This window comes from Pseudodesulfovibrio sp. S3 (genome assembly GCF_004025585.1).
In the GTDB taxonomy this organism is placed as follows: Bacteria; Desulfobacterota; Desulfovibrionia; order Desulfovibrionales; family Desulfovibrionaceae; genus Pseudodesulfovibrio.
Genome location: NZ_QTZO01000042.1, coordinates 1 through 1,022 on the forward strand (window position 1 = coordinate 1; position 1,022 = coordinate 1,022).

Below are 1,022 nucleotides of genomic sequence, written 5' to 3' on the forward strand. Positions count from 1 at the left end.
AAAAGCTGCTTTTTCTGTTTGGATACCAACCGCTTGAGGTGCTCTTCCAGTTCGTCCAGGCCCACCTGGTATTCGTCAAGGAACAGGGTGCCGTCCTTTTTCACGCTGAGCACCAGATGCTCGGAATCCTGGGGCAGGTTCTTGACCGTCCGGGTGGTGGGCAGGTCCACCTCCACGCCCTGGGTCATGAGCGGTGCCGTGACCATGAAGATGATCAGCAACACCAGCATCACGTCCACAAAGGGCGTGACATTGATCTCGTTCAGAAAACCGCCGCCGGTCTTGATAGCCATGGACCCGCTCCTACTGCTTCTCGGGCTTGTCGGCCCAGGCGATCTCGCGCTCGGCCCGGTTCAGGAAGGCTCCGGCAAAGTCCACCATGCCGGTCTCCACTTCGTTCAGCTTGCCCAGGAAGTAGTTGTAGAAAATGGTGGCCGGGATAGCGACCAGAAGCCCGATGGCCGTGGCAATGAGCGCCTCGGAGATGCCGGGCGCCACCGTGGCCAAGGCTGCGGACTGGGCCAGGCCGATGGAATGGAAGGAATGCATGATGCCCCAGACCGTGCCGAACAGGCCGATGAACGGGGCGGCGTTGGCGCAGGTGGCCAGGAACGGAAGATTGCGCGTCAACAGTCTCATTTCCTTGGAAATACCCTGTTTGAGTACGCGTCGGAGCGTGTCCTTGACCAGGAGCCGCTTGCGCTCGCGGTTGACTTCGGCCTTTTCCAGCAAGCGAAACTCCTTCACGGCCAGGGAAGAGACGCGGGCCAGCGGAGAATCCGCCTTGTCGCCCAGCCCCTTCAACCCCTTGGAGAGGTCGCCTGAAGCCATGAAGGCATCATATCCCTGCATGACCTTTTTGCGGGCCGTGCCAATGGTGAAAAACTTGAAAAAAATGATGGTCCAGCTCCACAGGGACATGCATCCCAGGAAGAGCAACACCATCTTCACGGCCAGGGTCGCTCCCATCAACAGGGTCAGGATATCGTTGTCAGGCAAAAAATTCATGGTTGCACCTATGC

General features: G+C 58.7%; 2 protein-coding genes. Both read right to left on the bottom strand.

The features are described from left to right. Nucleotides 1-293, bottom strand: a 293-nt coding sequence (locus DWB63_RS17155) for a biopolymer transporter ExbD (RefSeq protein ID WP_206613195.1), incomplete at its 3' end; no start/stop codon positions are given. A gap of 10 nt (nt 294-303) precedes the next feature. Next, the coding region (locus tag DWB63_RS17160; protein ID WP_347231982.1) for a MotA/TolQ/ExbB proton channel family protein at nt 304-1,022 on the bottom strand (719 nt) is incomplete at its 5' end.